Source organism: Spirosoma sp., from assembly GCF_026391055.1.
In the GTDB taxonomy this organism is placed as follows: Bacteria; Bacteroidota; Bacteroidia; order Cytophagales; family Spirosomataceae; genus Spirosoma.
Genome location: NZ_JAPLET010000026.1, coordinates 417,201 through 443,099, shown reverse-complemented (window position 1 = coordinate 443,099; position 25,899 = coordinate 417,201). Strand labels below are relative to the sequence as shown.

Genomic DNA, 25,899 nt, shown 5'->3' with positions numbered 1-25,899 from the left:
AAATTGGTTAGTTACGCTTACTCATTTCGTCGCGAATCTTTGCCGCCCGTTCATACTCTTCGTTGCCGAGTGCTTCTTCGAGCATGCGCTGCAATTCCTCCGATGTTGCGTTTTTTAATTGATCGCCAAAAGATCGTGTTGATGGGCGATTTGATGAACGAACAAGTTCTTCCTGCTCTTCTTCCTCATCGGTACCACTGGCCGTAATACCCGCTTCGGATAAAATAGACTCATTCGTGTAAATGGGGACATCAAATCGAATCCCAATGGCTATGGCGTCAGATGGCCGGGCATCAATGACCGATTCGCGAACGCCATCAAAACAAACGATTTTAGCAAAGAAAATACCTTCGCGCAGATCAGAGATCATGATTTCACGGACCGTAAATTTGAATTGCTCCGCAAATTGCTTGAACAAATCATGGGTCATTGGCCTGTTTGGCACAATCTTTTCTATTTCAATAGCAATGGCCTGCGCTTCGAACATGCCAATGATGATCGGCAACCGACGGTTGCCATATTCCTCTCCTAATACCAACGCAAACGAGCCTGATTGCGACTGGCTGGGCGAAAGTCCTAGTATTTCCAGCTTAATCTTATCCACGATGCGAAATTAACAAAAAGTCGTAAGTCATAAAGCCTTAAGTTGTAAGTAAAAATAGGAAGTCTATCATACGTACGTATTCGGACTCTATGACTCACCAACTATAGGGCCTGCACTGCCTTTGTCAGGCGGGGCAGCACGTCGAAAACATCACCGACAATGCCGTAATCTGCCGACTTAAAAAACGGTGCATCAGCGTCTTTATTAATAACAACAATCACCTTCGATGAGTTTACTCCCGCTAAGTGTTGAATGGCTCCCGAAATACCGCAGGCAATGTACAGATTAGGGCTAATTTTAAGCCCTGTCTGCCCTACGTGCTCAGAGTGGGGGCGCCAGTCGAGGTCCGACACAGGTTTGGAACAGGCAGTTGCCGCGTGCAGTGCTTTGGCTAAATCTTCAACAATACTCCAGTTTTCAGGACCCTTGAGGCCGCGCCCTGCTGACACAACAAAATCAGCTTCCGGTAGCAGAATATCGCCAGACGATTTTTCAGTGTTTTTTACTAAAACAGCAAAATCGGCCTCGTTGAGTAAAGGAGTAAAGGCTTCAACAGAAGCTGATGCATCGCTCTCTTCCGGCGTAATGGTGTTTTTTTTGATAGCCAGAATTTTCACATCCGCCTTCAATGAGTTGAAGGCAAACGCTTTGCCTGTGTATATGCTGCTTTTAACCACAAACCCATTCGATATATCGGGTAGTTCGACCACGTTGGCCGCCAGGCCAGCTTTCAGTTTACCCGCCAAACGGGCTGTCATGGCATCGGCCAATGATGATTTGGCCAACACGATAACCTTACTCCCTTCCTGCTGAGCGGCAGCCGCTACAACGGTGGCGTAAGCCATACCATTGGGCTCATTCAGTCTGGCATCGGTAGCATGAAGCACTTTGGTGGCACCAAACCTGCCCGCAGAGGCTAATTCAGTATCATTGGCTGCACCCGCAATGAGAGCGGTTGCTGAAGTACCCAGCATCTCGGCAACTTTAGCGCCGTAGAAAATAGCCTCCTGGGAGGATTTCTTTAGTTTACCTTCGTCTAATTCGGCAAATATGAGGACTGACATAATATGGGTTCGGTTTTGGGTGTTCAGCGTATGGTTCTTAGGTTGAACCGAAACTATATGCTGAAAACCGGCAGTTATTAAATGACTTTTGCTTCGGTGTGCAGGAGTTGGATGAGCGTTTCAGCTGCGTCGGCTGGAATCATCTTGACGGCACCACGCGGTGCCGGTAGCTCATAACTGGCCACCGCACTTAGTTTATCCGTTGCGGTAGGCTCCACAACCTTGAGAGGCTTGGTCCGGGCGGTCATAATGCCGCGCATGTTCGGAATTTTCCATTCGGCAATGGGTTCCTGACAACCAAGTACCAATGGTAATTTTGCCTCCAGGCTCTCTTTACCCCCTTCAATTTCACGGGTGATTTTAGCGGTGTCGCCATCCAAGTCTAACAGCATAACGGGGGAGATGGATGGAATACCCAGCATTTCACCCACGATCCCATGTACCTGTCCGCCATTATAGTCGATAGATTCGCGACCCATCAGAATCAGATCATAATTATTTTCTTTAGCGATGGCGGCAATTTGCTCAGCAACAAAGTAAGCATCAGTGGGCTCCGCATTCACGCGAATGGCATCATCGGCGCCAATGGCCAGGCATTTACGGATAACAGGTTCCGAATCTGCTTCGCCCACGTTTAGGACTGTGATGGTCGCACCTGTCTTTTCCTTCAGCTCAACCGCCCGCGCCAACGCGTAGTCGTCGTAAGGTCCGGTAATGAACGTGACACCGGCTTTATTCAGTTTGGTGTTGTTATCCGTGAAGGTAATTTTGGTGGTGGTGTCGGGCACACTCGTCACACACACTAATATTTTCATACGTGTTGGGGTTTTGTGGTTGCTGTTAAAGGCTAGTGTCTAGTAGCCGGTTGCTCCATATAGAAACCATCTACTAGCTACTACCCATTATTCATTACTTTTATGACTCAAAAGTACAAATAGTCTTAAAATAAAAGTATGCATGCATACTAATTTTCTCGCACGCATGAATAACGAACGTATCCAACAATTAATTCGATTTGTACAGGAGGAACCTAATGAGCCATTTAACATTTATGCGCTGGCTATAGAATATATAGGGGATCAGCCTATAGAGGCAAGGCTATATTTTGATCAGTTATTGACCCAACATCCGGATTATTTGCCAACGTATTATCATGCAGCCGCATTGTATGCCGAACTGGGAGAGCGGGAGAGGGCGGCCGAACTGTACGAAAAAGGAATTGCGTTGGCTAAAGTCCAAAACAAGCAAAAGACATTACTAGAATTACAACGGGCTCAACAGGCGTTTGAGGAGGATGCCGACGAGTGGTAGCTGTTTTTCAGTTAGACGATTTGTACGAATCAATCTTCGAACAAGATGCCTAAAAGGTTACTTTATCGACGCTGACGTCCCTTTTTCTCTCGAATCAACTCTTGTTTGAACAGAAGTGGAATACTGGCCTGCTCCGGAATGGTGTAGTTGACCGCCAGATAGCGGGCTCCTGCTACTTTAGGTAAATAGACAAATCCGCGTACCGATTCGCCGGGGGCAACTGTATTGGTTTTTAGGGCCAGCTCACGCCAGCGGTATTCTTCATAGTCGTATCGTTGCATCCGGTCAGCGAAGGTGCTATAATCAACGGCTCGTTTAACGGCTAGGCCCTGGTAGCCAAGTCCATGAGCCGTTCGGTTGCCTATGTATTCGCGATACGTTCGGCTTTTTGATGACGAGGAAACATCGCTGGCAACGAGTGCTACCATCAGAATTGTATTTAACACTTTCGCTTTTTTGAGCCGCTTTTCTTCCAGCTTGCGCTTCAAACCTATACGTCCTGCTTCGTATGTAGGATCTGCCGCTGCGCGCGAAAGGACGATGCCTGGGTTACTGGGATCAGTCAGCGTGTCTTGAGTCGCACCAAGGGCTGTAAGACGAAAATCTGCCGGGTTAACCTCAATGGGGTGATCTGTACGATTTTTTACCTCAATATCCAAGGTAACAAACTCCAAATCTTCTCGCTCGAACGAGGCAACTACGCCTACGCCATTCTGTTCAGCTTTGGTAACTGGTCGTCCATCAATCATAGCCACATCGCCAGAAACCGGTTCAAGCCGGTAGGCAGCAGTAAACGTCGGGGCGCAGCTACTTAAGGTACCAGCTAACAGACCAGCGGTAAACAAGGTGGATAGGGTAATGTGGAGCTTCATATACAAAAAGTTTAGAAGCGGCTTTGCGCTTTAGGTACGTAAAGTTACATACCTGCCGGGTTTATTTTTGTTAAAAAATCAATTGTTTGTTAAACGGAAAATTAGCTTGGCCAATGGGACAATGAAGTTAGGTAAAGGTTTGTTAACCAGCCGTTCAAGACCAAACAGGCTCAATAACATTGGGTATAAGTAAAGCCCTGACAGCCTTTGCGTATGCATAGGGTACTTTCAAGTAAAAGACTCATGTTCATTCCATGAGCAGACAACCTTCAGGGAAGCTGTAAGGGAATACAGAATTGAAAAAAAACAACAAAAATTAGGTGGTATATTGAGTTGGGAACGAATATTGCTCTAAATATCACTCCATAACCTTCTTTGGTATGAAACCATCTCTAAAACATGTATTAATCCTCCTGAGCTGCTCTATCGGACAGGGCATTGCACAAAGTCAGATTATAACGCCTGACAACCAAGTCGTTAGTTTTCAGTCGGCTAATGGTACGACTAATCTGTTTATTGGTCAGAGTACCAGTGCTGTAATAGGTGGGACGTTCAATACCTTTATGGGGAGCCAGGCTGGGCAGGGTAATACAACGGGTTCTTATAATACATACTTCGGTTATAAAGCAGGCTTTCCTAACACCTCAGGTAGTCATAATACATTTGTTGGTTATGAAGCCGGGAAGCTGAATATTGATGGGGACGATAATGTTTTTATCGGGTATAATGCCGGGCATCATAATCAGCGTGGGCGTCGTAATTTAATTATCGGGCCTAACGCGGGCTTTGATTTTACCGATGGTGAAGACAATACCTTTTTAGGAGCCAATGCCATGGGAGCGGGGGGCAGCTTATCCAATGCAACAGCCATTGGTGCCAATGCTCGTGTGTTGAGTAGCAATGCCATGGTACTCGGAAATAACGTAAATGTTGGTATTGGGACATCGACTCCTCAAAATCGGCTTGAGTTGACAGCGGGTGTAGATGGACGAAGCGGTTTACGCTTAACCAACCTTACGGCCGACTCGCCCACCTCAGGTGGCGCAACCACTAAGTTTCTGACAGTAAGTAGCCAGGGTGATGTGACCTTATCAGGCCATCTGTCGGCGCTGGCTATGCAAGTCAAGCCGGTATCAGAGCGTCAGTGGGCAGATTATGTGTTTGCACCAGGTTACCGGCTTCGGTCATTACCTGAGACGGAAAAATACATTCAGCAGTATAACCATTTACCAGACGTGCCGAGCGCTGGTGAGTTGGTAAAAGACGGAATCGACTTGACAACCCTCCTGGCTATTCTGGTGAAAAAGAATGAGGAGCTTACACTCCATGTCATTGAACAGCAAAAGAGAATAGAGCGTCTGGAGGCCCAACAGCGAAAGAGGGTAAAAACTAGGTAATTCAACCAATGAGAAGCGGCATTAGATTAACTATCTAATGCCGCTTCTCATTGGTACAGACTTAGGCAGTTTCAAAGAAATTACCTCAACGGGTATAAATTTAAAACGATAAGCAACAACCAATACTAATGTAAACGCTTTTGTAAACCAGAAGGCGTAAAGTATAGCCTATAAGGACGATCTAATTAGTTCATATAGTTACTTAGCTCACGTTAAGCCGTCTCAGTGGTAAGGAAGACGACGATATATAACCTTAGATCAAGCGCATCGCCCGCTACATCTACCTAACCGACTTCCTGATGCAGTTATGTTTAAGACAATACATCAGGTGCCGATACCACCACCTGCTGCAAGCCAGCAAGATCAGCTCAAACAAACACCAGAGCGTAGGTTTGCCATTAGCTTAGGATTAACTATTCTCTCGTACAACGCCTTTATTCAAACGATAATTGGCGCGGCCCGTCAGCGTAAAGCTGCATATGGCTGCTTTGCTAATGTCCATATGGTGGTGGAAGCGGTTAAAGATGCCGTTTTTGCTGATGCGGTTAATAATAGTACTTGGGTGACTCCAGATGGCGTACCGTTGCTTTGGACCCTTCGGGCCTTCTATCGGCTTCGGCAGGACCGTATAACAGGTCTCGATGTACTGCCCTCCTTACTTGAGGAAGCCGCCCGCAATCAACTCCCCGTTTATTTCTACGGGTGTACTCCGCCTATTTTGGAACAATGTCGTGCTTTCTGCGTCGAGCGTTATCCTACACTGACTATAGCTGGCATGTGTTCCCCTCCGTTTCGAGCCCTTTCTCGCGAAGAGGAGCAACAAGCGATAGCTAACATAAATGCATCGGGTGCTTCCATTGTGTTTGTCTCGCTGGGCTGTCCCAAACAGGAAAAATGGATGGCGGCTGTCTCCGAGCAGATTTCGGCAGTACTATTAGGTATTGGCGGGGCTTTGCCCGTATTAGTTGGAGCCCAGAAACGAGCCCCCAAGTGGATGCAACGCAGAGGATTGGAATGGTTTTACCGGTTGGTTCAAGAGCCGCGTCGGTTAATTAGCCGATATGTGATAACAAATTGCTTGTTTGTATACTATTTTTTAAGAGACTTCTACTATTACCGTATACGGCATCAAGTTTGATAGCATCCCAGTATTATCTATCTGGCTTCACGAAGTTCCATGTCTGCCCCCGTTGTACTTTTTGCGTTCAAACGCCCTCACGAACTGAAACAAACGCTTGCAGCTCTGTGTGCCAACAGACTCGCTTCCGAAACAGATTTGTATGTTTTTGTTGATGGCCCCCGGCGTATCGATGAAGTGGCAAAGGTTAAGGCTGTGCGTACGGTAGTTGACAGCATTACCGGGTTCAGATCAGTGCAACGGGTTTATAGCGAAACCAATAATGGGTGTGCCAACTCCATAATATCGGGTGTAACGGACGTTTTGACGCAACATCCAGCAGTGATTGTTCTTGAAGATGATATTGTGACCACACCTAATTTTCTGGAGTTTATGAACCAGAGTCTGGCGCAATATGCTAACAGCACCAATGTGTTTTCCGTAGGTGGATACACGTTTCCGTTTAAACGTCCAGCGGAGTATACGGCAGATGGCTACTTCTTTCAGCGGACCTGCGCATGGGGATGGGCAATTTGGGCAGATCGCTGGCAACAGGTTGATTGGGAGTTGTCTGATTTTGAGGAGTTCGTGGGTAATTCAACTGCCCGTAAACAGTTCAATGCCGGAGGGAGCGATCGGGTACGAATGTTAAGACGGGCAAAGAACCGGACCATAGATGCCTGGGATATTCGGCTATGCTATGCTGAATTCAAGGTTGGCGGGTACACCATTTATCCAACTGTTTCCAAAACAGTCAACATCGGCGTTGATTCGCCCGATTCAACGACGGAGATTGTATATGACCGCTATAAACCCATTCTGGATGATGGGCATCAGCAACAATTCAACCTTCCTCAATTAATACAGGCGCATCCAGACTATAGCCGTCAGTTTCGCTGGAAATTCAGCATTCCGGTTCGGTTATGGAATAAGCTACTTACCTACACTACCCAAGTTCGCCAACTTTTTTAATCATAGCCTCCTTTCACCGACTCACTACCTGAGTGGCTTGGCTTATTCACTGTATACCCTGATTTATGCGCGTATTACTGATTCACAACTACTATCAGCAACGGGGAGGAGAAGATGTTATTTTTGAACAGGAGGTTGACTTACTGCGCGAGAACGGCATTGCTGTGGAAACCCTGATCTTTACCAATGAGCAGTTTGATGGAACAATGCTGGGCAACGCCCGATCAGCAATGCAATCGTTTTTTAACTGGCAGTCTGCTAAACGACTTGACCTGGCCATTCGGCAATTCAGGCCAGATGTTGTGCACATTCATAACTTATTTTATACTGCTTCCGCAGCGGTAATCTGGGCTGCAAAGAAACGGGGCATCCCTGTAGTTATGACGCTCCATAACTATCGGCTGGTGTGCGTCAACGGGCTGCTTATGCGAGAAGAAGAGATTCCCTGCGAGCAATGTCTTACCAGGTTGGTTGCTTTGCCGGGTGTCCGGCATGCCTGCTTTCGGGGTTCCAGCGTGCAGTCGGCTCATTTGTCAGCTATTACATTACTGCACAAATTGACAGGCATCTGGCAGCGGGTAGATCGGTTTTTAGTGGTTACTGATTTCGCCCGTCAGAAAATGCTTCGCTCCTCGTTAACGCTTCGGCCGGATCAGTTGAGTGTAAAGCCCAATTTTGTAGCTGATGCGGGCTATGTAAAGCCAATCGATAGAGAAGATTTTTTTCTATATGTAGGCCGCCTGACATTTGAGAAGGGCATCGGGGTGCTGCTGGATGCGGCCCAGATGGCTGATTTTTCGATTGATATTATTGGAGATGGGCCTCTGGTAGCTGAGGTGATACAAAGTTCGGAGCACACACCTGCCATTCGTTACCGGGGGCAGCAACCACGTCAGATTGTAGTGGAAACCCTCAAACGCTGCCGTGCCCTAATTGTACCTTCTCTTTGGTATGAGGGCTTACCTACCGTAATTCTTGAGGCATTTGCAACGGGTACACCCATTATCTGCTCGGATCAGCAGAACCTGAACGAAATTGTAAAAGATAACTACAGCGGCCTTCTATTCCGGACTGGCGACAGCCGGGATCTTTGCCGGGTGATTGGAGACTTTACTCAGCGTGTGCCTGACCAACAGCGATTGGCGCAGAATGCTTACCGGGAGTTCCAGACCCGTTACACACGTACTAGTTCGCTGCGGGCAACATTAACCATCTATGAAGAGGTAATCGCCAATCGCCAGTCACTCAGTCCGGTAAAGCAGGCAACTTGATTTAGTAAGCTCCGCAGTTACTCAGTCTCATACGTCCGTTCCCGCAACCAGTCTACATTACTTTTTATAACTTTTGCCGGTACGCCCGCAGCTATCGAATGGTCGGGAATCGGTTGGGTAACAACGGCTTTGGTACTGATTATGGAGTTGTTGCCAATTGAAGCGCCTTTCAGAAGGACGGCATTCAGGCCAATCCAGACATGATTACCAATTGTAACATCCTGGGCATAGTTGATTCGCTTCCCCGTTGCGGTATCTAAAATGCTATGGGAGTCGCCGGTTCGAATGTCGATCCCCGCCGAAAGCATACAATCTTCGCCGATGGTGATGCGTTTGCCGGGTTCAGTAACGGCTAAGTGCGCCGACTCAATACTGGTATGATCGCCTATAATGACCTGACCGTTGTTGTCCTCAAACCATACACATCCCCCTTTAAACTTGCAGTAGGCACCGATTCGTAGAAGGTTGTTACTCCCTCTGATGTAAATCGTCATGTTCGTTAAGAAAGCCCCCTTTGCAATATCAACGATGTTGTTGTTGCCGTCAATATCGATCCTGACCTGAAGAAACACACCTTTGTTGATAATTCGGTTGCCCCGCCCCCGTATGGGTAAGGCCAATTTTGCTTTCACTGCCAGTAGAATCTGCGCAAAGGTGTGTAATACTTTATTACGCTTCACAATTGACTTAATTTTCTGATTCATGGCGTCTTGGGTTCATACGAAGCAACGGTCTACTGATTCTGATGCGAGATGGCGTTGAGTTGTCGGCGTAGATAGCCAAGTACAATCCGAAGCATATCAACGGTAAAGTAGGCATAGGATAACCTCGCATGTTTTACCGCGAAATGATACCGTGTGCGATAGTTAATGGGCGATTTTATGGCCGATAAGGCCTTGATGAACTCCCGTAATGACATCGGCGATTGTAGGTCTACGCCCGTAGCGTCCGTAAATTCATGGACGACGCTCGATGCGGATACGACAAGTGGAAAGCCTGCCCGGCGCGCACGGACTGAAAAATCCTGATCTGCCATATGATGCTGGAAGCGCTTTTCGTCAAAAACGCCAATTCTATCGAAAACAGCTCGGGGGATAAACATGCCTCTTCCCGGCAAGCTGTCAGACAAAAGATAGGGGGCCGTCGTTTTCAGAAGATCATAGTTGTTCTTAAATCGGGTTTGGGCCAAGTTTTCGATGTCTGGTATAAGCAGATTCAGTCGTGTACCAGCGTATAATAATCGTTGGGGCGTTTTTACATCGACCGATACTGAGCCGACGATACAGGGTTTATGAGCTTGGTAAGCGCTCAGGAGACTTTCCAGATAAGTCGTATCAATTGTCGTATCGTCATTCAGAGTCAGAATAAAATCGTCTTCTCCAGGGTTGAACGTCTGGAGTACGTATCGGATGCCAAGGTTGGTAGCCCCAGCCCACCAGAGGGAGCCGTTGCCCGGTAAAACGAGTACATCGGGAAAATTGGATCTTACCTGTTCAGTGGTACCGTCGGTAGACCCATCGTCGACCACAATAACCTGTTGCACCGTTATGGTTTGTCGGGATAAACAGGCAAGGCAGTCTAATGTATAATGCCTGCGATTATGGACCGGTATGACGATATAAATCATGCTAGATAGGACTCCGTCGTTGACTGACGTGGGCTAAAGAAACTAAATATGGCAAAAATGCCATATAAGTACATCGTAACAGAAAGACAACCGGCGGTAACTGAACTCTGCCCAAAGACGGTCAGAACGAGTAGTCCATAGATAGTACTCAGAAAGATCATGCTCGACTTCTTCGTTACACGTACCAGCTGATAGGATAAACTGCTGATTAGCCAGCCAAAAAACGTGATGAAGAACAACCCGTAAAAGCTATAAGCAAAATAGAGTTCGGAGGTTAAGCCAGTCCGAATACCCAGGGTGTTTTCGTTATCGAAGAGTTTCATGAAGGTATAGGCGCTGTCTTTATGAACTAACTCAGACTTGTCGAAGCCCATGAGTTTAAGGACGAATGAATTGACAAAGCCACCGATTGTGCTTCCCAATAGATCGTATCCCGCTATATCGCCGGGTTTATACTCATTGACGGCTCGGATATACTCCCGAAACTCGGAGCCAAGTGGAAAACCATCGCGTTCAAACGGAGACTCCGTTGCGTTGCCCAGCCTGATATTCTGCAAAATGACGTACAGAAATACGCCACTCAGCAAGATCATGATCGTTCGATAATCGATGGTCAATGCGCCTGCCATTAATTTGTCGTACACGAAGATGCCCAACAGCGACACCAGTAAGTACAGTCGCTTGCTATCTGCCGACATAATCAGCACAGTTAGCATTAGCATACTCAGCCAGAAGGCTTTATTTCGGGCGGTTGTGCTGTTTAAGAAGCGGTCGTACAGGAAAATGGCTGAAAAACAGTTGAAAAAACCGAAGTTATAGATATAGCCATAATTCAGACCGTACATAGTATCAGTCACATCGTTGCCTGATAAAATAGGAATAAAACCCACATTCCGGACGAATTCAATGATCCAGATGAGCGGAAAAATCAGCAGGAAATACTCGAAGGGCCCCAGGTTGTGACTAATTAACCGGCCTTTGGCCTGCTCCTCCACTGACAGAGTTGGAACATGGGTATTTACGTCGTGTACCAGCATACCGATACTGAGGAAGATCAGATAGATATTATAAATGATGCAACCTTCATCCATCGAAATGTAGTAGGGGTTGATGGCGAAATAGGTTAAAATTTTGAGTTCACCAACATACAGCCAGGCGATCCAGATAATAAGAAAAGCCTTTGTATACCGGTTCTTAAGGAGAAAGATCGTGGCAATGGGAATGATAAGTAACGAGTGACTCAGCAGCGAGGGATAGATATAATACTCATTATAGCCAAAGAACGCCTGATAAAGCAGTGGAGTTACCTGCACCAGAGCGAAATAAATAAGCAGCTGAATATTCTTACTCATAAACAGGTTGAGCTTGAAGTGAACGAATAAATTGGGCGGGATTGCCTCCCCATATCTGATTGGGCGGGATAGTTCCGGTAACGACTGAACCGGCAGCAACGACGGAATGAGCACCGATGATTACACCTTTTAAAATGGTAACATGTGCACCAATGAAGACGCCATTCTGTATGACGACCGGAGCCGTTCTGGCCAATGCGTTATCCCGGAAGCGGACTCGCTGAGCAGGATCTAACGAATGGAAATCTGTGTCGTAAATAACGGTGTTACCCCCAATCGTAACATCGTCGCCAATCGTAATGGCATTATGGCAAACCAGCGCTGTACAACTCATACCTACACGGTTGCCAATTTGAATGGTTCCCCCCAAGTCAGCAATGAAAAAGCAGGGCTGCTGTCGACCAATTCGATTATGATTTCGACCACTGTTGATGCTAAATGACTTGCCGACGGTCATCGAACTGCCGTCGTTAATGTCGACGATGGGTATACCGTAGCTTTCCAGGCCCGAACCGTACGAAACGTTATTCAGATAAAAGAGCATACGGGTAACCAGTGCCCCGGCAACCCGCCGACTGCGTCGCCATCCAAATCGAATGACTCTGAAACTGAATCGTATAAGTTTAAAGGGCATACATGATTTTTTTGTACTCGGCCCGACATACCAGCAGCATACTTACATTCCAGATCGTTCCGGCAATCGCCACACTGGAGGGTCCGACCTCGAACCAGCGGAACAGGGCGGTAATTAAACAGGCATACAGTACAACACCGACTAATGAAACGTAGACCAGAAGGCCAATCTTCCCGGTTCCATTGATCAATGAATTGTAGTTGCTTAAAAACACAAAGCTGACTACATAGATCATCAGTGAAAGCGATAGCGCTGTTGAAACAGTAAAATTTGTTCCAACCCACAACCGAAATATCGGGTTGGCGGCCAGTAGCATTACTCCGGCCAGTAACGTCATTCCAACGCTAATGCGATTTAACTGGCGTAAGGTTTGCCGAATCCATACTTTATCGTGTTTGACGTATGCGTCGGTAAAGGCTGACCAATAAGGGGTAATGAGGATACCATGCAGTATTGTTATAACGCTGAAATACTTGCTCGCAATACTGTAAGGCCCTACACTGGCAGAGCCCAGGAAGTAAGAGATGAACAAGCCCCCTGACGTGAATACCAAGATACTGATGAGTTGAAGAATAAAGAATTTGCCCCCCAGATTGACTAGCTCATAGCTTAGAGAAAAGTCAATGTCAGTGAAACGGGGAGCGATTTCGGGGTAAACGTATTGGAAAAGGTAGACCGAAACCAGGCCAAGCACCATGAGGGGGGCCAGGTTATAAACATGGGCGATAACGGATAGCGATTTATCGAATGTACTGGCTCCGAGATAAATGACGGCTACGATCAGGGCATTGGTCAAAAGCAAAATCCAGCCCACCCAGGCCGCCTTTTGATCGGCAAAAAGTATTGAGTTAATGGGTTTCAGAATGAGCTGAACACTAAAACTTATCAGCGTGTACGTGATAATGCCATTGACCTGCCGGGGTTCCGGGCTTTGAATATTCAGTACGGAGGTCCATTGAACGTAATGCCCGATTACGACGAACAGGGCAATCAGCAGTAAGGCTATACACGTTGATAACGCGTACAACGTGCTCACGTATGCTCGGGCTGTTTGAACGTCGCCAGTATTAAAAAAAACAACCAGTTTGTTTCGCAGGCCGTTGCCGAAACTCACATCGATCAGACTAAACCAGGACGTCAGGAACGTGACGGTCATCCAAATGCCGAAATCCTGAATGTTGATGTATCCCAGTGTGAGCGGAATGGTCAAAAATCCAATCAGAATACCTACCCCTTTCACAACCACCGATTGTACTACGTTTTTGTAAATGAGCAGGCTACGCGCGTCGATAGACCCTGGCCTGTTGATTTTAGCGAGTAGTGACCCTGGTTTCATCGGCATCAAAAGGCATCTGTATTCCCCTTCAGCATGGTCATCAATGTTTGTAGGCAAATAGAGATGTCCATTCTTATCGAGGCATTGCGGATATAAAACTGATCGTACATCAGCCGGTGTTTCATCTTAAGGGGGTTGCCTGTTTCGCCCCGGCATCCCTGCGCCTGAGCCAGCCCTGTAATGCCCGGTCTGACACTATATCGATGTGGATACCCCGGAAGGTTAAACCAAAATTGAGCGTCCAACTGGATAGGATGGGGGCGTGGCCCCACAATGCTCATGTCGCCCCGTAAAACATTAATAAACTGCGGAATTTCATCAAGATTCGTACGCCTGAGAACTCTACCGACTGCCGTTACGCGGGTGTCATCCTTCGAGACCTGGCGGAATGGCCCTTTACTGGCTGGCCACTGCATGGTTCGGAATTTGTAGCAAGTAAAATTCTTCCCATTCAAACCTGAACGGGTTTGCCTGAAAATAGCCGGTCCGCGGGAAGTAAGAACAACCAAAAGACTAATGATCGGCATTAGCCAGCTTAAGATCAGCAGCGTGACCAGGCAGGCCATCACTAAATCGAATAAACGCTTATGCTTATACAGATTGATGACCGGCGTGATGGGTTGCCTGACGCGGGCTTTTATACGGTGGGGGTCGAGGGCGTTGGAGACCATAACAAAAACACGTTAAGTAGTAGAAAGTATGCGGCCTAGCAGCGTTTTTTTCTTGGTATTTGTATAGCCGTAGGCATTTCCTTTCTGGCCATAGCTGTAGTAATTCGGTTCGCTGTCACCAACGTCATTGAGTACAATGTTGAGTTTGTTGAATCGCTTTTCGCGGTGAAGCATTTCAATCATTTTTAAATAATTTCGGGGCGTAACATCGTGCCGAACTATGTATAAGGTAGCATCGGCGTATGGGGCAATGAGTTGGGCATCGGTTACCAGTCCAACGGGTGGTGCATCGATGATCACATAGTTAAAGCGTTCCCGCAATTCACGAATTAGCTTTTCCAGCCGAATTCCGCTTAGTAACTCAGACGGATTAGGGGGCAGCGGGCCGCTACGAACGATGTAATAATTATCATTGCCCATAATTGGTTGGATAATAGCCTCTACGGTTGTTTCACCAATCAAATAGTTGCTCAACCCCAGGCCATTGTCGATATCGAGGGAGTTGCGAAGTTGAGGTTTGCGCAAGTCCATCTCCAAAATTACGGTTCGCGATCCCACTAGAGCCAGACTAGCTCCGAGGTTCAGGGAGAGAAACGATTTGCCTTCACCGTTGATGCTGGACGTGAATAGTAAGACCTGACTGCCCGTGCGGTGATCGCGCAGAAAACTCAGGTTGGTGCGCAGGGCCCTGATCTGTTCGGCAATGACCGAGTTTACCCGCGAGGATACAACGAGTGAGTCGGGTGAGCGTTTTCGTACTATTTCGCCTAGAATGGGCGTTTGGGTCTGGGCTTCTACATCTGCTCGCCGGATTACCCGGTTGTTAATGACATCACGACTACCCATGATGCCAATAGGGATCATTAGACCAACAAGCATGAACAACAGGTAAGTGAGCGGCTTGTTCGGTTTCGTTGGTTTTGCCTCACTACGGGCTACGTCGATTACCCGGGAGTCGGAAATTGTCGAGGCAAAGGATACCGCTGTTTCTTCCCGTTTGCGTAGCAAATAGGTATACAGATCATTTTTTATAGCTTGCTGGCGGGTAATGTTTAGCAGCGCCCGCTCTTTGGTCGGTATTGTTCGAATTGTTCCTTCTATCGTCTGGTTAGTCCGGGCAAACTGGCGCTGAGCTGTAGTGAGCATAGCCCGCATAGTGCCTATATTCTCGTTGATATCGGCTTTAATGGCCCTGATCTGGGCATCGACGGTGCGCAGGAGCGGATTTTTATCCGGAACTGTCTGTGCCAGTTCATTTCGTTGTGCCTCTAACTTGGTAGCGGTTTGAATGAGGTTAATCAGCGTAGGGTCACTTAAGCCAAGTGTCGCAGGCGTACCATTCCGATGACCGGGTTGCTGTTGAATATACTCCTCAATTTCACGGAGGGCTCCCAACTGAATAGAAACTTGACTCATCTCGGCGTCATTGCGCTGAACAGTTTCCAGAAAGCCCTGCGCCTGGCTGGTAAGGTCGGTAATTCCCTGCGCTGATTTGTATCGTTCAACGCCTTTTTCGACCGATTCCAGTTCGCCCGCTACCAGTTGCAGCCGTTCTTCGATAAAATTCAGGGTATTCGACGCAACACGGTTCTTATCCAGTACGGCAGCTTCGTTGTAAACATCGATCAGGCGATTCAGAATAGCTTCTCCTTTATCCTGAACGGCTGTTTCCAGCGAAAGGGCTATCACCGTAGAGGCTTTACTGGTAGGCTCGGCCTTCAGTACTTTCAAATAGCCATTGACTACTTTTTCTTCCTCAAAAACCTGAATGAAAACTGGCTCGGTCGACGATGAAACCGGCTGGCGGGGAAACACTCGTAACCGTCCGTAAGGGGTCTTAATGCTCTGGTTGAGAGGATACTGTTGACCGTTTAGGTTTATAGTATTTTTATCAATAAAGGAAAGGTGCAGCGGATCTGCCGTATAGAGTGACGGGTTGGCCTGTTCAATGATCAAACGCACCGGCGACTGGTTAAATAGCTCCCGTTTACCAAATGGAGTTTCGTAATAATAGACTACGTCCAGGTGGAGTTGTTGGACCACCCGGGCCATCAGGGTGTAGGATTTTAGCACTTCAATTTCATTCTCGACTACTTTTTTCGGGGCAAAAATTTCCAGCTCCTTGAGCATGCTCTCGGAGTCCAGTCCCTTTTTTTCGTCCTTAACCAGTAAACTGGCCGTGCTTTTGTAGATAGGGTGCTGGTAGAGCAGGTAAAAAAAAGCTAGGATAAGTAATGTCCCTACCGATAGCACAAACCAGTACCAGTAACGGACATACCGCAACAGCGTTGCTCTGATCTGGGTGTTGCCAGTGTCCATAAGCTGGTAAGGCACGTAGCTGTAGTTCGATGAGTTGGTTGCCATAGTACAGTTAGTAGGTTCGGGATAGAATGATGGCAACTAACGACAAGGCGCTTAGAATGGCCGGTACGATCTGATAAAAATGATCGGCATTGTTGACTCGGGCCCGGCCGGGCTCTACGTAAACAATATCGTTCGGATGTAAATAGTAATACGGTGATCGAAACAGACTTCGCCTGGTAATATCAACGCGAGCAAAGGTCTTCTGCCCGTTCTCCTCCCGAACGACCAGGACATTGTCGCGCCGTCCGTAAATGGTTGCATCACCAGCCAAACTAAGGGCTTCGATCAGGGTAATCTGGTCGTTGGGAATTGTAAAGAGCGAAGGACGCATCACTTCTCCGAGTACTGAAATACGGAAGTTCAGGTTTCGTACGTTCACTGTTGGCTCTTTCAGGTAAGTAGCCAGTTTTTCTTTAATCAGTGCGCTGGTTTGAGAAATGGTTAACTTTTCTACTTTCAGCAGGCCAATCAGCGGCAATTCGATCTCGCCCGTAGCTGATACCATATACCCTGCCATCTCGGGTAGCCCTGGGCTGTTTGTAGACTGCTGAGTTCGTGGAATGCTCTGAGAGATAGGGGTGTACGGGTTGAAAAAAGTACTTGCCTGAAGATTAAGACTACTTACCTGAACCGACAGTACATCGCCTGCCTTGATAAGTGGAACGTACGTTTCGGGCATGCGAACATTGGTACCATTTTCTGTATCGCTCTGGAAGTAGACGATCTTTTTTGATGATACACAGCCAGCCATAGTAAATAAAATCTCTAAAAAAATGACAGTGATAAAGAACCGTCGAAAAGTACGCTGAGAAGGGTAATCGTAAAACGTATAATTCATGCGATGGTCATGTCAACGGTTGGTAAAACAAGTTTTCAGACGAGCCATGTATTCTTTGGTAACGTATCATTCTCGGTCCTATGGGTTACCATTTTTTGTATTCTCCGAGCTGAATTGGCTACTTGCTTAGTGCATGATTCATGCCAATTCGTATAGTAAGAGGAAAATATTGAAAGGTTATTTCCTAGCTGGCAGTGGAAAATTAGTCCTTAATCTGTGGCTATAAAGCAAATTGCCATTATTTAGCCATTGGATTCCAATGGTTAAATAATGGCAATTTATCTAGTAAACAGACTAATAAGTGGGTTGAGCCGCCGTCGAACCCGAGCGGATTTAGCCTAAGGAAAATACCGGGATGTTAAACAGGTTTTGCAGGATAGTCGGCTTGTTGGCAGCGTGTATACGTTGAGTGCTTCCAATTAAAGTCGTCGGAGGTCACGCCGGAATCGTTTAATTAACTCCTGCTCCTTGCGGGAGGTGTCGTCGTGCGCCTGAGCAATCTGTATCAAGATATTGATGAACTGCTTTTTAAGCGATTCTGTGAGACCTTTTCGGTTGTTGCTGAATCGTCTCATCCCGAAAGCATAAGCCTCTTCAACGGTTTCACCACAGTTTTCTCGCAGAAAGAAGGCGTACAAGGCCAGGTCACCGTGGGGGACACTGGCCAGTAACTCTTTTACAGTTTGCATCTCGGCTAGCTGAATCCGGCCATCGACTTTGGCCAGTGCATACGCTACGCTACCAAGACCCATATACAGATCGGCTGGTTCAGCAGTGGATTGATCAAGGGTATTCACTTCTCCGTTGGTATTCATGGTAGTAAGTAGGTTAATTTGTGCGTGTTAGTGGGTAGACCAAGGTCTCTTGCCAGAGCCTCCAGGCCTTAAAGTAACTGCAATCAAATGGTTGGCAAAATCAGGCAAATCGGTATATGAATAAGCCGGATGTCGATAGCTGTTTTGCCTTTATCTGCCGAAACATAGGTGCTGATAGCTGAGATCATCAGACGATTTCGAATCAGTAAATTAGAAAAACGGAGATCGTCGCAGTCGAAATTATGGCACCCCGGGCGCGTTAGGGTAATCTCGATGGACTGATCGTTCGTTTGGCGCCGATCCTCTAAAACGACTGTCCACTTGGGAAACTCATTGATGAAATACTGGTATACCGGCAGAACGGGCGTATCTGTTATAGTCATGGGTGAAACGAACGGATAATGTTTATATAAATCGATTCAGGGATAACCAGTGGGTAAACCAGCGCGCCTGGCCAGTACTAGCTGGCGATGTAAAGCGGCTACCTGCTGCTCTGTTTCCAGTTTGGCGGCCAGCAATGAATCATATTGAATTACCTGATCATGGTAATGCATGCGAATTTGGTTTAGCTCCGTATGCTGTCGAATGAGGTAGGCTAAAGCAACACAGTACAACAACCCATTTGACAGAATAAGTACCCGTTTAAGCGTGCGGTACATGCGCTTTCGCCGTGGATCGTTGTGATCGGGTTGACGGCCCAGATCATTAGAATCTGAATAGTCGAGGATATACGGGTTCATAACGATTCGGGATAAACGTTGGTCTCGGCAGCTGTCCAGCCTAACATCTGGCTGACTCCTGCTTGATAGACACAAAGTTGCCACCCCGGCTTTAGAGCCGAATTAGCCTGTCATTAGAAACAGATTAGAATTGGAGTGAAGAAACTGCTTTTAGGCAGATCGGGGGAGGTCAAGCCGGAAGAAGGTACCCTGAACTGCATTGGAGGTAACCGTCAATCGACCCCGGTGCAGTTGGACAATCCGTTGCGTAAGTGATAAGCCAATACCGTGACCGGCTACTGTCCGACCGTTGGTGCCCCGTTGGAAGGGTTTAAAAATTTCGGGTAATTCCTCGGCCGGAATGGGCGGGCCCTGGTTGTGAAATATCAGCGCAATCGTGTCCGATTCAACAGTCAGCCGGACGCTCACGCGATGATCGGGGGAGAACTTGCCACCATTTTCCATCAGGTTAAACAGCGCCGTGCGTAGCAACGATTCGCTGCCCGTTACCAGCAGGGCTGTTTGCTGGTTAGGTAACTCCCCGAATGTGACCGCTACTGTATAGTCGGGTCGAAGCCGGAGTAAGTCGGCCCGCACTTGCCAGACCAGTTCGTCCAGGGAGACGGTCCCAACGGCTACTGCCGATTCATCCACGCTGACGTTAGCCAGACTCAGCAAGCCGTTGGTCAGACGGTTAAGGTCCCTTACGTCTTCCAGTACCGACCGAACCGTAGCCCGTAGTTCGTCCAGGTCATCTCCGGCCAGCAAAGCTACTTCAAGCTGCCCCGTAATGGCGGTTAATGGAGTCCGTAACTCGTGCGATGCATGAGAGACGAAGGTACGTTGCTGGCGGAAGGCCTCTTCAAGACGGTCGAGCATACGGTTAAAGCGTTGAGCCAGTTGAGTGAGTTCATCGGCATCGGTGCTTTCGGCCAGCCGCCTTTCCAGTTTGGAGGCTGTGATCGTGTCGATCTGCCGGATTATACGCCGGATAGGCCGTAATGCCCGACCTGCGTACACAAGCCCGCTGCCAAAAACAATCAGTACGGCGAGTCCCCAACCAATCGACAGCAACAGGGCCAATGCACGCTGTTTACTAAAGCCATATTTGTCGACCCCCGAGGCTAGGACAACCAGTCGGTTATTATGCTGCGTGTACCGTATACCTATGATTTCACGTAAGCCAACACGCCAATATAAATGACCAGCCAGCCGCACCTGGTTGAGCTGACTTTTGGAGACCGTCAGGTAATCGGTTCCACTTTCATAGACGATCCGGTTTCGGTAGTCGTAGATGATGATCTCTTCTTCATCCAGCACCGTCATATGGTTCTTATCCAGAAGCTTATATAACTGCCGCCCGGTGGTGTCGGGGCCGAATAGAAGTTCGGCTGAAGTAATGGCTTCGGCTTCCAGCCGCTCGCGAAATTCATCCTGCCGGTGGCGTTCAGCCACGAGGTAAATAATGCCGCAAAACAGCAGCAAAAGGCCGGATACAATGGCGGTGAACAGGCTCGTCAGTCGATTGCGGAGGGTCATGAGATGGGCGGCAGGGCGTTATTTTTCCTTTAACACATAGCCGAAACCAACTACGGTATGAATCAGCTTCACCGGTTCGCCTTTGTCAATTTTGTTCCGGAGGTAATTCACGTATACATCAATAACATTGGTGCCGGTATCGAAGCCTACATCCCAGACCTGTTCGGCAATATCGACCCGCGACACAACCCGTCCCTGATTGCGCAGCAGATAGTCCAGTAGGGCAAACTCCCGGGCGGTCAGGTCGATGGTGCGCCCGGCTCGCCGGGCTACTTTTTGCTGCCTGTCCAGTTCCAGATCGGCCAGCCGCAGTATGGGCTGGCTTTCTTCGGGCGGGGCCGACCGGCGCAGGAGGGCCCGAACACGAGCGACCAGTTCCAGAAAATCGAATGGCTTGGCCAGGTAGTCGTCCGCTCCAGCTTCGAAGCCCATGAGTTTGTCGGTGGTTGAGTCGAGAGCCGTGAGCATCAGAATAGGCAGTTGTGCATTTTTGGCACGGATGTATTCGGCCAATTCAAGACCGCTCACAAAAGGGAGGTTAACGTCCAGAATCACCAAATCAAAGCGTTCCGAACCAATCAGGCGTTTGCCTTCACGACCATCAGCTGCAACCGTGACGGTGAGAGACTGCGTTTCAAGTCCTTTTTTTATGAAAAGGGCTACTTTGGTTTCGTCTTCAACGACCAACAAGTGGGGCTTAGCTGTATTTACCATACGTTACCGTCCCGATTTAGGTGTTATTCGGTCGGATGGGCACAAGTTAGAACACAAAGACCGAAAGCGTGTAAGTGAGAGGATTATATTGATAGCTTTACGTTCAACTCGACTAAAACATGATCAAAACTAATTGCTCATCAGTGCCTGCCACACATTTCTGAGGCCAAGAAAAGCCGTAACACTAACAATAATAAGCATTAGGGCGTTTTGCCACATCCGATTCCGATACGCTTCCGGGATAATGGTTTTTTTGTTAATGGCAATGAATAAAAATACCGTTACTACCGGAAGCAACAGCCCATTTGCAGCTTGTGCGAGCACAATAACAGGTATGGGTTTGATACCTAACAACCCGAATGTCAGGCCTACCGCCATAACTGTAAGCCATACCGCTTTATAAGCCGGAGAATTTTCGGACCAGCCAAGCAGGCTTTTCGCAGTTATCGCAGCGGCCAGCGGGGCAGTCAGGGCCGATGTAAAACCGGCTGCGAAAAGCCCGAAAGCAAACAAGGCTCCTGCCCAATTGCCCAGGCGGCCGGAAAGGGTATGAGAAACGTTCTGAAATGAAAAATCGCCCGTTACCAGCGTGCCCGATACAAGAATGGCCATTGAAATAAACCCGCCAATAAGCACAGCAATACCAATACCCCAACGCATTTCTAACAACGACTGCGTTTGTCCGATGCCCGAGCCAAGAAATAGGTTATAGGGTACGATGGTGGTACCAATCAGGCCAATGGCCAACACGGTGGCGTTGGCCGGGAGTGAGGGAACGAAAAGAGCGGTTGTGAGTTCGGAAGGAGTGGGCGATGCGTTGGCCGCTACGTAGGCAAAAGCAACACCCATAATGAAAACGACTAACCCCAGAAAGTTGGCAATGAGCCGGGTAGATCCCTGCCAGAGCAAACCTATACAGACAAGACCCAGTAACACGGTTACTAACTGGGGGTTGAGGAACGTTACATGATCGGCGGTAAGCAGCGATAAACCAGAGACGGCCCCGAGAATGTTACCCGCCTGATAGGCAGCGCAGCCTACGGCAACAGCACAAAACAGAATGACGAGTAGCCATCGAACCCGTAACCCATATATTTTGGTCAGTAACTCTCCCAGAGTCAGCCCCGAAGCGATGGTAACCCGCGCGGCTGCTTCCTGCAAAACGATGGTGCCAATGGTAGAGAATGTAAGAGTCCAGAGCAAATCGAGACCGAAGCGCGACCCCGCCATTGAGCAGGTTGTTACGGTACCGGGACCAATAAACGCGGCCGAAATGACTGACCAGAATAATACGCTCCCAAGACCGGAGCGAAAAGATAGAGCTTTAGGCACTTTTAAAAATGGTGAATGATGAACGATGAATGTAGAAAAAACTTCGTACAATTCATCATCCATCATTCACCATTCATTCTACGAAAGGTATTTACGTAGCATCCAGGCCATTGCTTCGTGAGCTTCCATCAGGCCGGTCAGGAAATCGGCCGTACCGGCGTCTTTCAGTTCTTCGTCGCACTTGTCTACATCTTCGCGCAGTTCACGAACAATTTGCTCATGATCCGAGAGTAGATTCCGGAACATATCTGCCGTGTCTTTCGGCTTACCCGAATCTTCTTTGAGGCTTGTATTATGGATAAATTCGGCCATGGTAGCCAGCGGGGTGCCACCTAACTGCCGAATCCGTTCGGCCACTTCATCAATTTCAGCTTCAATGGCTTTGTACTGTTTCTCGAAGAATTTATGGTACTCCATAAAATTCGGTCCTGCTACATTCCAGTGGTATTTGCGGGTTTTGATGTACACCACATGAAGGTCGGACAGGAAATCGTTCAGGAGTATGTTGTCCTGTTTGAGGACATCTTTTTCAAGGCCAATATTGGGTTGCATGATCGTAACGTGAGTTTGTAAGGTTGTCAGAAGCACAGCGCTTCGTACAGTAATTAACCCACAAGCGTCCGCTTTGTTTTGCTATCCTATCAATCCGGCAAACAAGGTTTTTACCTTGGCCAGATCCTGCTTATGTGCATCCACTACGTTCATCGTATCGGGCGACTCTTTCTCCAGACATTGTTCCAGTACCAGATTCGGGCGAATGTTATTGGCTTTCAATTCAGTTGCCAGCCGTTTGTAATTAATATCACCCTCCCCAAAAGTTTCCTGCCAGATGCCGTTCTTTGACTGCCGGATGTGAACTTCAACGACCCGCTTGCCGTACAGTTTGACCACGTCGAATAAGGCTACCTGCGAATCCCCCGATCCCCGGTACACCCAGTGCGCATCCAGGCAAAGGGACACATTTTTTGGGTCGGTGGCCAGCAGCATGTGATGAAACTCGCGGGCGGCCTGCCGGTGCTCGGGGGCGTGGGTGTGGTAGGCCAGCGTAATGCCACGTTTGCGGAGTTCGGCACCGAGCCGGTCGAGGTTGCGGGCTTGCTCTATTAAGTTAGCGTCGGTTTTATCGTCGTTCGTTCCCCATTTGATGGGACTGGGATTAGTAACGAAGATCGACGTTCCGGCGGGCCGGGCGGCATCCGCAATTTCCAGGACGGAATCGATGGATTTCTGCGCTTCGTGGGCCTCGTGGAGCGTGCTGTTCACGTAAAGCGAGTGCATCGCCAGCTTATGTTTTGTCAGAAAGGGGAGTAGTTTCGTTACGTCTGTTGCCGAATTAACTGCTGGCTCGTAAGCCGTTATGCCAGACTGCGCGAATTCTGCTAGCGACGCGTCGGGGTCGGCCATCCAGGTCTTTCCCTGCCGTGCGTAAAAGGTCTGCCAGGTATAGGAGTTACAGGCAATGGGAAACGACTTTACTAGTGGTTTCGCCTGAACCGGTTGGCTGTCGGGAAGCAGGGTAGCCCCGGCCAGAACTGTGGCGGTGGAAAGGAAACGGCGTCGTGTAGCGGACATAAGGCGCAAGAAGATACGTTTGTAAATGCAGATACGGGCCTGATTTACTGTATGAAGCGTAAGTTTTTGCCGTCATAGACACCCAGCCCGTTGTGTTCGGTCAGGAAAAGCAGTGTGCCGTTGGAAGTAAATTTCATTTTCAGGACATTCATGGCAGGACCGGCTGCATACGGACTGTTCGCCGTCCACCTCAGGTTTAGCTTCAGAACATTTTGCCATTGTTTTATGTCTGACAGATCAGCCGTAGGTGAGCCTTTGAAAATGCCAAACTGTGAATAAAAATAAAGACACTTATTGACCGGATTATAGGCCATCGGGCCAATACGGTGCCCGCCTTTCCAGGTAATTAACTGCTTTTTCCCTTCCTTTCCTGTACGTGGATCTTCCATAACAACGTCCACTGGAGTTTCTTTATCTTTGGATTGCAAAACGGGCGTTGCTACATCGTTCGTGAACCGACTAATGGAGCCATGTGTCAAAAACATGTGGCTGACACCGCCCGACATATACACCTGTTGCTGATCATCGCAAAAGCCGTTTACCGGGCTCATGGTCATTCCAAGCTGCTCTGTTTTTAGTCTGCGGAAGGCCCGCTTGTGCGTATCGAAAGCAAATACATCTCCGCCCCATTCGCCATGATCAAAGCCCAGCCACAGGTTATCTTGATGATCTAAAAAGCTGACCGGTGGGTAAAACCAGCCTCGTTTGTACCGAATTTGACTATTGGTATAAAATGAACTGTCGGGGAAGTATGTCGTGCGGGTTTGTGCATCAACGATTCCCTTATCCGTAACCAGAAAACCCTGGTTCTGGCTGTTGAAGACAATACTGGTCAACTTGCCTGTGTAGCTGAACAGAACATGCCATGTTTTTTGCCGGGAATCGTAACGCTGGATAAGATGAGTAGTGTCGCCGATAACGATAGTGCCTTCGTGATCGATGGTCGCAGCAACAACAGGAGCATCTGTTTCCAGTGTTAATGCCTGTCTGGTTGTGAGTGTATTGAACAGTTCAAGGTGACTGGATTTAGTGAGTAACAGGATGCTCTTGCCAGTTAGCGAAAAATCTTTGTAGCCAACTTGTTTATCGACTTGCTGACTACGAACAGTCCCTATGTTTCCGAAGAGTAAAAACAGAGAGAAAAGGGTTGAAAAGACAGTTTTCATAAGTCGTTGGTTCTTGCGTTGAGTAAATCCTATGGATGGAAACGGCTTTAGGGTTTCCCAAATCAACCCCTTTCAGGGCCTACGATCAGTCAGATGAATTAGCTAGAAGATTCCATAAATTACGCTAAAGCAGCTTCTTAATCCTTCACTTTTACCGAACCGGCGCACACATCGCCTTCTTCAATGCCTGTTAGCCAGAGGGTGAGGGTTCGGGTTCGTTGCTGAGTGAGTTCTGTGCGGTAGGCGGCTTCGCACATGGGTTGGGCGCTACCATAATAACCAGCCGGGCGAGCCGGGTATTTCATATTAGCCTCAGCATCCCGAAACTGAACCCAGATTCGTTGCGCTGTTTTGAGGTTTTTAATGAATTCAGGATCGGTGCGGTACTGCTTCAAAATCTTTTGATAAACACTATTCAGGGCTTTGTCGGCCTGTTGAAAGGTTTGTAGCTGCTCGTTGTTCATAGACGCCTGGGTTTGGCCAAACGAAGCTGTCGAAACAAATAGCAAGAGAATCAGCGCGAAGAGTTTGAAAATGTCAATGTGCATAGTCGTGTATAAATAAACATGGGAGCGTCAGGTGTTGGAAAAGAATGGGTCAGCGTTCGTGAAA

At 48.0% G+C, this 25,899-nt stretch carries 27 protein-coding genes; 5 read left to right on the top strand and 22 right to left on the bottom strand.

Annotated elements, in window-relative coordinates:
* Positions 1 to 7 precede the first annotated feature (7 nt).
* From NT073_RS25320 to NT073_RS25310, 3 genes are all read right to left on the bottom strand, one after another.
* Complete coding sequence (locus NT073_RS25320; protein ID WP_297379235.1) at positions 8 to 604, bottom strand: bifunctional nuclease family protein; 597 nt, start codon at positions 602 to 604, stop codon at positions 8 to 10.
* Positions 605 to 705: 101 nt separating this feature from the next.
* The gene (locus tag NT073_RS25315) at positions 706 to 1,668 is read right to left on the bottom strand and encodes an electron transfer flavoprotein subunit alpha/FixB family protein (RefSeq protein WP_297379233.1); all 963 of its coding nucleotides are present in this window, start codon (positions 1,666 to 1,668) and stop codon (positions 706 to 708) included.
* 77 nt (positions 1,669 to 1,745) lie between these two features.
* The gene (locus NT073_RS25310; RefSeq protein ID WP_297379231.1) at positions 1,746 to 2,483 is read right to left on the bottom strand and encodes an electron transfer flavoprotein subunit beta/FixA family protein; all 738 of its coding nucleotides are present in this window, start codon (positions 2,481 to 2,483) and stop codon (positions 1,746 to 1,748) included.
* Positions 2,484 to 2,649: 166 nt separating this feature from the next.
* Here NT073_RS25310 and NT073_RS25305 point away from each other — a divergent pair, with 166 nt between their 5' ends.
* Positions 2,650 to 2,979: a tetratricopeptide repeat protein gene (locus NT073_RS25305; RefSeq protein WP_297379229.1), complete on the top strand. Its 330-nt coding sequence runs from the start codon at positions 2,650 to 2,652 to the stop codon at positions 2,977 to 2,979.
* 62 nt (positions 2,980 to 3,041) lie between these two features.
* Here the strand turns inward: NT073_RS25305 and NT073_RS25300 are convergent, their stop codons facing one another.
* The gene (locus NT073_RS25300) at positions 3,042 to 3,851 is read right to left on the bottom strand and encodes a hypothetical protein (RefSeq protein ID WP_297379227.1); all 810 of its coding nucleotides are present in this window, start codon (positions 3,849 to 3,851) and stop codon (positions 3,042 to 3,044) included.
* A gap of 380 nt (positions 3,852 to 4,231) precedes the next feature.
* Here NT073_RS25300 and NT073_RS25295 point away from each other — a divergent pair, with 380 nt between their 5' ends.
* The 4 genes from NT073_RS25295 (at position 4,232) to NT073_RS25280 (ending at position 8,608) form a co-directional block, all read left to right on the top strand.
* A complete protein-coding gene (locus NT073_RS25295; RefSeq protein ID WP_297379225.1) occupies positions 4,232 to 5,248 on the top strand; it encodes a hypothetical protein in 1,017 nt (338 codons plus the stop codon).
* 307 nt (positions 5,249 to 5,555) lie between these two features.
* Positions 5,556 to 6,386 carry a WecB/TagA/CpsF family glycosyltransferase gene (locus NT073_RS25290; protein WP_297379223.1) on the top strand — a complete coding sequence of 277 codons (831 nt, stop codon included), beginning with the start codon at positions 5,556 to 5,558 and terminating at the stop codon, positions 6,384 to 6,386.
* A 39-nt stretch (positions 6,387 to 6,425) separates the two neighbouring features.
* Entirely contained in the window at positions 6,426 to 7,337 is a 912-nt protein-coding gene (locus NT073_RS25285; RefSeq protein WP_297379221.1) for a glycosyltransferase, read from the top strand.
* 65 nt (positions 7,338 to 7,402) lie between these two features.
* A complete protein-coding gene (locus NT073_RS25280) occupies positions 7,403 to 8,608 on the top strand; it encodes a glycosyltransferase family 4 protein (protein WP_297379219.1) in 1,206 nt (401 codons plus the stop codon).
* 17 nt (positions 8,609 to 8,625) lie between these two features.
* On the opposite strand, the gene NT073_RS25275 is transcribed toward NT073_RS25280, so the two are convergent.
* From NT073_RS25275 to NT073_RS25190, 18 genes are all read right to left on the bottom strand, one after another.
* A complete protein-coding gene (locus tag NT073_RS25275) occupies positions 8,626 to 9,312 on the bottom strand; it encodes an acyltransferase (RefSeq protein WP_297379218.1) in 687 nt (228 codons plus the stop codon).
* 29 nt (positions 9,313 to 9,341) lie between these two features.
* Positions 9,342 to 10,235 (bottom strand): glycosyltransferase family 2 protein, encoded by an 894-nt coding sequence (locus tag NT073_RS25270; RefSeq protein ID WP_297379216.1) that lies wholly within the window; start codon positions 10,233 to 10,235, stop codon positions 9,342 to 9,344.
* The gene (locus NT073_RS25265) at positions 10,232 to 11,587 is read right to left on the bottom strand and encodes a hypothetical protein (protein WP_297379215.1); all 1,356 of its coding nucleotides are present in this window, start codon (positions 11,585 to 11,587) and stop codon (positions 10,232 to 10,234) included. The genes NT073_RS25270 and NT073_RS25265 overlap by 4 nt, the downstream gene beginning before the upstream one ends.
* Positions 11,580 to 12,221, bottom strand: coding sequence for an acyltransferase (locus tag NT073_RS25260; protein WP_297379213.1), 642 nt, complete (start codon positions 12,219 to 12,221; stop codon positions 11,580 to 11,582). Before NT073_RS25260 ends, NT073_RS25265 begins: the two co-directional genes overlap by 8 nt.
* Complete coding sequence (locus tag NT073_RS25255) at positions 12,211 to 13,557, bottom strand: hypothetical protein (RefSeq protein ID WP_297379211.1); 1,347 nt, start codon at positions 13,555 to 13,557, stop codon at positions 12,211 to 12,213. Before NT073_RS25255 ends, NT073_RS25260 begins: the two co-directional genes overlap by 11 nt.
* Positions 13,558 to 13,562: 5 nt before the next feature.
* On the bottom strand, positions 13,563 to 14,228 hold the full coding sequence (locus NT073_RS25250) for a sugar transferase (RefSeq protein WP_297379209.1): 666 nt from the start codon (positions 14,226 to 14,228) through the stop codon (positions 13,563 to 13,565).
* 12 nt (positions 14,229 to 14,240) lie between these two features.
* Positions 14,241 to 16,592, bottom strand: coding sequence for a tyrosine-protein kinase family protein (locus NT073_RS25245; RefSeq protein WP_297379207.1), 2,352 nt, complete (start codon positions 16,590 to 16,592; stop codon positions 14,241 to 14,243).
* 7 nt (positions 16,593 to 16,599) lie between these two features.
* A complete protein-coding gene (locus NT073_RS25240) occupies positions 16,600 to 17,343 on the bottom strand; it encodes a polysaccharide biosynthesis/export family protein (protein ID WP_297379205.1) in 744 nt (247 codons plus the stop codon).
* Between the two features lie 506 nt (positions 17,344 to 17,849).
* A complete protein-coding gene (locus NT073_RS25235; protein ID WP_297379203.1) occupies positions 17,850 to 18,245 on the bottom strand; it encodes a TerB family tellurite resistance protein in 396 nt (131 codons plus the stop codon).
* Positions 18,246 to 18,328: 83 nt separating this feature from the next.
* Complete coding sequence (locus tag NT073_RS25230; protein ID WP_297379201.1) at positions 18,329 to 18,628, bottom strand: hypothetical protein; 300 nt, start codon at positions 18,626 to 18,628, stop codon at positions 18,329 to 18,331.
* 36 nt (positions 18,629 to 18,664) lie between these two features.
* A complete protein-coding gene (locus NT073_RS25225) occupies positions 18,665 to 18,985 on the bottom strand; it encodes a hypothetical protein (RefSeq protein WP_297379199.1) in 321 nt (106 codons plus the stop codon).
* A gap of 150 nt (positions 18,986 to 19,135) precedes the next feature.
* Positions 19,136 to 20,503 carry a HAMP domain-containing sensor histidine kinase gene (locus NT073_RS25220; RefSeq protein ID WP_297379198.1) on the bottom strand — a complete coding sequence of 456 codons (1,368 nt, stop codon included), beginning with the start codon at positions 20,501 to 20,503 and terminating at the stop codon, positions 19,136 to 19,138.
* Between the two features lie 18 nt (positions 20,504 to 20,521).
* Complete coding sequence (locus tag NT073_RS25215; protein ID WP_297379196.1) at positions 20,522 to 21,217, bottom strand: response regulator transcription factor; 696 nt, start codon at positions 21,215 to 21,217, stop codon at positions 20,522 to 20,524.
* Between the two features lie 129 nt (positions 21,218 to 21,346).
* A complete protein-coding gene (locus NT073_RS25210; RefSeq protein ID WP_297379194.1) occupies positions 21,347 to 22,549 on the bottom strand; it encodes an Nramp family divalent metal transporter in 1,203 nt (400 codons plus the stop codon).
* Positions 22,550 to 22,627: 78 nt separating this feature from the next.
* On the bottom strand, positions 22,628 to 23,101 hold the full coding sequence (locus NT073_RS25205) for a DNA starvation/stationary phase protection protein (protein ID WP_012925349.1): 474 nt from the start codon (positions 23,099 to 23,101) through the stop codon (positions 22,628 to 22,630).
* Between the two features lie 81 nt (positions 23,102 to 23,182).
* Positions 23,183 to 24,121 (bottom strand): sugar phosphate isomerase/epimerase, encoded by a 939-nt coding sequence (locus NT073_RS25200; protein WP_297379191.1) that lies wholly within the window; start codon positions 24,119 to 24,121, stop codon positions 23,183 to 23,185.
* 44 nt (positions 24,122 to 24,165) lie between these two features.
* Positions 24,166 to 25,287, bottom strand: a complete 1,122-nt coding sequence (locus NT073_RS25195) for a hypothetical protein (protein ID WP_297379189.1) — start codon at positions 25,285 to 25,287, stop codon at positions 24,166 to 24,168.
* A gap of 137 nt (positions 25,288 to 25,424) precedes the next feature.
* Complete coding sequence (locus NT073_RS25190) at positions 25,425 to 25,835, bottom strand: lysozyme inhibitor LprI family protein (RefSeq protein WP_297379187.1); 411 nt, start codon at positions 25,833 to 25,835, stop codon at positions 25,425 to 25,427.
* Between the last annotated feature and the right edge of the window lie 64 nt (positions 25,836 to 25,899).